This is a genomic window from Leptothoe sp. PORK10 BA2 (assembly GCF_034932105.1).
Classification (GTDB): Bacteria; Cyanobacteriota; Cyanobacteriia; order Phormidesmidales; family Phormidesmidaceae; genus Leptothoe.
The window spans coordinates 1-6,519 of sequence record NZ_JAYGIG010000092.1 but is presented as its reverse complement, the minus strand read 5'-3'; the positions used below and the strand labels follow the sequence as shown (position 1 = coordinate 6,519).

4 protein-coding genes are annotated in these 6,519 nt (G+C 41.2%); 3 read left to right on the top strand and 1 reads right to left on the bottom strand.

Annotated elements, in window-relative coordinates; all coding sequences use genetic code 11:
- Positions 1–335 precede the first annotated feature (335 nt).
- The 3 genes from VB741_RS14475 to VB741_RS14465 all read left to right on the top strand — a co-directional run bounded on the left by VB741_RS14475 (position 336) and on the right by VB741_RS14465 (position 4,643).
- Positions 336–2,444 carry a DAHL domain-containing protein gene (locus tag VB741_RS14475; protein ID WP_323365893.1) on the top strand — a complete coding sequence of 703 codons (2,109 nt, stop codon included), beginning with the start codon at positions 336–338 and terminating at the stop codon, positions 2,442–2,444.
- Between the two features lie 536 nt (positions 2,445–2,980).
- A complete protein-coding gene (locus tag VB741_RS14470; protein ID WP_323365892.1) occupies positions 2,981–3,358 on the top strand; it encodes a hypothetical protein in 378 nt (125 codons plus the stop codon).
- 223 nt (positions 3,359–3,581) lie between these two features.
- Positions 3,582–4,643, top strand: coding sequence for a hypothetical protein (locus tag VB741_RS14465; protein WP_323365891.1), 1,062 nt, complete (start codon positions 3,582–3,584; stop codon positions 4,641–4,643).
- 69 nt (positions 4,644–4,712) lie between these two features.
- Here VB741_RS14465 and VB741_RS14460 read toward each other — a convergent pair whose 3' ends face one another.
- Entirely contained in the window at positions 4,713–5,987 is a 1,275-nt protein-coding gene (locus VB741_RS14460; protein ID WP_323365890.1) for a hybrid sensor histidine kinase/response regulator, read from the bottom strand.
- Between the last annotated feature and the right edge of the window lie 532 nt (positions 5,988–6,519).

The following is a 6,519-nucleotide window of genomic DNA, read 5'->3' as shown; positions in this document are numbered from 1 at the left end:
TACCAGCTTAAAGGCTCAGAAACGCTCGATCTTTGACTTCCTGACCGATGCGTTAAAAGCCTCTCGACATGGTTCTCCTGCACCTTCATTGATCCCTGAAGGAGACTGACCCCCCTGAATCTTTACACTAAATACACTAACGATAAGACATCACCAACAATCTTTGTGCCGAGTATAGTCATTGAAGGTTAACAGGAATACGTCATTATACCCTTTAGCCTTTTCTGAAAAGAGGTGTCTAAACGTATTTGAGTGGCTATGCCACCCTTGACAAGGGCCGCACTAATTTCATGTCGCACAAGGAGACTAGTCACCAAAACTGCAGGAGATAAATAGTGAAAAATAAATCCATTATTATTACGGCAACAGTGAGTGCTCTACTCATCTGGGTAGGTTTAGTGGAAAAAAGTCGATCCATTAAGATTGATGACCATGCCTATTATCGTGCCCATCTTGTCGAACAGCATCAGCATGATTTGGCAGTCAATCAGATTGTTTTAGAAACTCGTTATTCGCTGAAGGTTTCCTATGAAAACTTAAGCCAAGAGCTTCAGCAGATAAAAAAGGTGTACAAAAGACTCCAAAATATTCCTGACTTTTTGGATGATCAGAATACTCAAAAACTCCAGTCTATTTTAACAGAAGGTGCTCAATCACTAGACCAACGGCTGTTTCTTTTAGAAGAGTTCAAAGCAAAAAATGGACTATTAAAAAATTCTCTCTACCATTTAACTTTTTTAATTGATCAAACCAAGCAAGATAAAACGTCAAGCGACCAACTTGATCAAGTTCTTACAGAACTCTTTGATAAAGCGTTACTCTATACCTTAAATTCTGATGAAGCAATCGCCCCCGAAGTGCAACTTAAAGTTGAAGAACTTCAAGCATATATAAACAGTGATGCAGCTAAGGAAAATCCTAATTTAGAGGATGTATTAGCATATGTCCAAAATATTCTTGATCATAAGCCTCAAGTTGATCGACTCACCCAAGACCTATTGGCATTGCCCATAAAACAGCAAACTCGAGATCTATCAAAAACCTATGAAACAGCCTATGAAACAGCTGTCCAAAGCTCTAAGCTATTTCAACTAGCCGCCACTATATGGTTTATCAGTATGCTGGGTGGAGCCATCTACCTAATATTGACCATGGATCAGTTTCGTAAAGCTGAACAAATGGCTAGAACCTTATTCGAAGGTATTGATGATGGTTTTGTGAGTGTCAATCATCAATGGAATATTACCTATGTCAACGTCCAAGCTGCTAAAACTCTGGGTAAGAGGCCTGATGAGATAGTAGGCCAATCTTTTTGGACAACATTTCCCCATGAACTAGGACATAATTTAACGGACTACTACCAGCAAGCCATTAACCAACAGACCGTTGTTAAATTTGAAGTGGAGTATAGAAAACTGCTCTGGCTAGAATTTCGCCTCTATCCGAGGAAAGATGATCTGGCCGTTTTTTGGCAGGATATCAGCATTCGCAAGCAGGCAGAAGCTCAACTCGCGTTGAGCCTTAAAATCACCGATAAAGCCCTGAACAAAGCAAAGGATGAATGTAAAAAAGCAAAGGAGGCAAACCATGCAAAGAGCCAGTTTCTCGCTAATATGAGCCACGAATTGCGCACCCCATTAAATGCCATTATTGGTTACAGCGAATTGCTCCAAGAAGATGCCGCAGACATTGGTCAGGATATCTTTTTACCTGAGCTACAGAAAATTCAAGGTGCAGGAAAACACCTACTGAGTCTAATTAATAATGTGTTAGATCTATCCAAAGTCGAATCCGGGTGCATGGAAATGCATCTAGAAAAGTTCGACATTATGCCACTACTGCAAAATGTAATATCGACGATGCAACCACTTATCGAAAATAACAACAATATTCTAAGGTTGCAATGTGCTGAAGATATTGGAACAATCTATGCAGATCAAGTTAAAGTCCGACAAAGCCTGTTTAATCTATTAAGTAATGCCAGTAAGTTTACCCAAGGAGGCGTGATTACTTTACGGGCATTCTTTACTAACAATCATGGTGTTAGCTGGATCCACTTTCAAGTCCAAGATACCGGTATTGGGATGACACCGAGCCAGCTAAAGAAAATTTTTGAGGCTTTTTCCCAAGCCGATTCTTCCACCACGCGCAAGTATGGTGGCACTGGCCTTGGGTTGACTATTACTAAAAAATTCATTGAAATGATGGAGGGAGAGATAACCGTAGAAAGTAAAATCGGCAAGGGAACAACTTTCTCCATTCTTATTCCACAAATGGTGCAGACTTTCTCTATCTCTAGCGATATGTCAGCAGAGGCTCATCCGTTACCGTTACCTAGCCAACCTTCAGACTTGGACATGGACATGGTTAGGACGGCTGAACCAGCTTTAAATCATGTCACATTAGCCCACAATTGCGTTGCTGCCGATGTAATGTCAGCGTAATTTCTTCAGCCTGTTTTCAGCCCTGTATATTCTGAGGAACCTCCATAACAAAGGCTTTTTCCATGCCTGTTACAGTTTGTTGTTTTTCAATGCCTGCACAAGTAATCTCTTATACAAAATAAATTGAAAATATCCTCTCATCTTAATCTATAAACCCAAGTATAACAGCACTTTTAACGTTTTAGATTTTCACAGAAAAGACTCTTCTTGTAACCTTTAAGCTTGAGCCTCATATGTTAAGTTGCAGGTAAGATACACATTCTCTATTGTAAAATCGCTTGGGATTTGTCAAACTTAGATCAGATGTTAAAATTCTTCTGATGTGCATTCTGCTATTTGCTGAGCACTGAGTAGAGATCAATATTTTAATTCTCACAATATTGGTATATAGCCTGTTCAATCTTAGGTTCGATCTAGTTTTTTTCTGACTATCGCCATCGGTGAGACTACCAAAATTGTTCTTTCTAGACATTGACATCAGATCTGCTACATCTATTCGTGCAATGTAAATTGTTTTTTGAGGTTTTTTATCTGCAATGGATAATATTAAAGAGTCTATTCAACAAGCTCTATCGATCGATGGTGCCATCGGAGCAGCCATCGGAGATTGGGGGACAGGTTTTTCCTTAGGACAGGCTAGTCTAAACGGCAATGCTTTTCCTTCGGCAAAACTAGAACAGGCTATTGCCCTAAATTCTGAAGTTATCAAAGCTAAAAACAGAGCGCGTGATGGCTTAGCCATCACATCACCCATCGAGGATATCCTAATTACCTTGGGGAATCAATATCACTTGATCCGCATCTGTGAGACCGTTTCAGGCGCTTTCTTTTATTTAGTAATGGACCGCGAGAAAGCTAACTTGGGATTAGCTCGGATGAAATTACGTCAAATTGAGAAAGATCTACAGATGTAGGGTTTAGCTACACTAATTGGGTTTAGGCATAGAGCAATCGGCTGAAAGCTTTCAGCCGATTGCTCCCCACATAGTTGTTGTTATTTCTAGCTTTCAGCGCACAGCTATGTTGTGAACGATGGGAGCAAAGCTATATTAGACCTATGTTTCGATATGATTGATATGGTGGATGTAAGAGACATCGCAGCGTAGGTCATTGTCAAGATACTATTTTTTTTTCAGCATGCACGTGCTCAACCAAGTTCAGTTTGCAGGCACTGACGAATTACTGAAAATATGGGTTGCTCGCTACCTGCCAGAACTAGGGGCAATTTCCAATCAAGTAAAAAACCATGTGGAAAACCGTTTACGGTTAACCATTACAGACGAATCACGCCTAGCTACGTATCATCAAATAATTAGTCACCTCATATCAGATTGCGATCATGCGGCCACGGACACCAAAAAGCTTTTATTAGCTGTTGGTCTCCCCCCTGATAGTTGGGAGATGCAAGAGCTTAGTACTCAAACGTATAAAATCTACGAAACCTTGATGGACTGTTATGCGGCATCCTTTATATTCTCACCAATTTTAGAGCATTTACATATCCTCGATTCAGAAGCAGGCAAATTAAAGGCTACAGCCTTAGTGATACCTAAATTTGAAAGCTTAATACAAATAATAGGACCACAGATACGAGATCTCAAGGCAATGTATTTTTCGTCTGTCAATCGTCATCTAGTTGGGTTTATGACAACCCACATGCACTTTACTCGACAGAGTATTCTCCACCGCCTCGATCCTTATGAACACATTTGGTTAGCACCGTATCTCCAACTTTTGGACGAGTTGATCTGTATACCATGGCAGCGAATTTGCTCAGTTGCTTCCACCAATACGAGTAATCCCAATACGATTGCTCTGGTCAGAAGGATGATACCAAAGGTTCACTCAATTTCAAGTCACACATACCAAAAGACCTTGAGGGCATATCCTAACCATATTAGTTGTCAAGGCCGAATTCAATCTAGTGCTGTACAGCACTCTGTTATCCGTGACATCAATATGCTTCAAGCTTATATTTGGCTATGTGTATTGGAAGATAGTGTAGCTGTAATTGAGAAGCAGTTGTTACCCATTTGCCTACAAGTGTTTTCATTAACAGATGTCGATTGGGATATCGTTACTTTTGGCATCCAGACAATAGTAGACATGATTCAGCAACAACTCACTCCTTCTGAACAAAATTTGTTCGAAAAACATGCAAATACTATTGAAAGTTTGTTCTTAAATGCAAAACTTTAGAAACGCAGTAACATGCCTAGTCCTTGCTATTGCACAAAACACCCACCCTGGATGGGAACATCTCAGGGGTTAACTTGGCAGTGGCTGAGGTTCATCGCTGTCACTGATCGGCAAGGAAAGATGTACAGTTGTTCCTTTTTGAGGAACACTAGAAATGAGTAGCCTTCCACTGTAAAGATCTACAATCTTTTTAGCAAGGGTAAGTCCTAAGCCTAACCCTTGTTGACCAGATACCTGTCGTTCAAATTGAGTAAATGCGCCAATGCTGGCTATTTGTTTCTGAGTCATACCACGACCAAGATCTCTGAACCAGAGATTAAATGTATTTCCCTGAACAGTGCTCCGAATCACAATGGATGTTCCAGGATTAGAAAATTTCAAGGCATTATCGATCAGCGCACCAGCGATTAAAGTAAGATATTGCTGCGTAATGGCAACATTTGACTCTTGCAGGTCTAAAATTAAATCTTCAAATCGACAGGCTTGTTGTGCTCGAATTTTAGCCAGATTCGAGATCAGTTTCTGGGTCGAATACTGCTCTTTTGAGGGTTGCAGTGACAATCTTTTACCAGGCTTTTTCGTGATTTTAAATTCCAAATAGAGATAGAACAACATTTGTTGTAACAGTGTCTCTAATTGATGAGCTGATTGAGTAGCTAAGTTGATCGATTTCCTGAGTTCAGCCGGACTCATATCATCAATCTGAACCTGTATCATGGTCAAGATAGCCAATAATCCTCTCAGTGGAGAGTTTAGCTCTTGAGTCAAATTTGTGGCCACCCCTTGACGGAGTGCTTGTAAACTATTGGTCAATAATGTGATCGAGTTACGCTGCAGTTTAGAGACGCTACGAATATAATTACGCTGCTTTTTGATCCGCCGCGTCAATCGCTTCAGCTTGTCATATTGGCGCTTAATGCGCAGCATAGAATCGACCCGTGCACGCAGTTCCAGCGCATTCACAGGTTTGCTAATAAAATCGTCTGCTCCAGCCCTCAAACATTCGGCTAAGGTTTCTTTGGCACTGAGGGCGGTCACCATAATAATAGGTACTGATTGCCACTTGGGAATTGCTTTGATTTGGCGGCAAACTTCGATGCCGTCTATACCCGGCATCATCACATCTAGTAGGATAATGTCTGGCTTAAACGTATCAAGCGCCACCAGTGCTTCCTGCCCACTGGCGACGTAATGCAGTCGATAGGTCTGCCTTCTATCTATTGATGTGTCTGGGGGGGAGACTTCCTCGGGGACCATTACCTCAGTAGCTGTGCTTAGGAGAAGCTCAATTACCTCGAAATTGCCGGGTTCATCATCAATGACTAAAACGGATGGTTGCGGCATTTATTCCTCCACTATTCCTAGTTCGAACATGGGAATAGGGGCATTTTCATACAGGCCACTACTGGCTATCCAGGACCTCGCTCCGCTGATTTTTGGGGTTTTGAATCTTGCTCTCCTTAAGATTTGAGCAACTCTAGTATGCCTCCTTAGGTTAGCATGTGGGTTAGCGTGGTTGTTACCGTCGAATGGTTGGCATTCAACCGATATAACCTTTTGGGACAAACACTTCACTCTGATGGTTAGTAGCCTCGGGACGATCATAGGAACATACGCTCAATTGCTAGACAGCTTGTATGTCTTGCCTCCAGGACATCTATGCTTGGAAGCTAAATATCCCTCAATCTTAAATTAACTGCGCCATCAAAACATCCCCACATTTATTTTGATTAATGAATAGGGTACTTGACTGGAGTTTAGACAAAATCTGTTCTTGAAGCATTCAGAATCGTACTCAAGCTATTGACTGGCCTGAGTATCTTAACTAAGAGATACAATTGGGTTTTAGGCTGCGACTTTGGGCTCAGATTTGGGT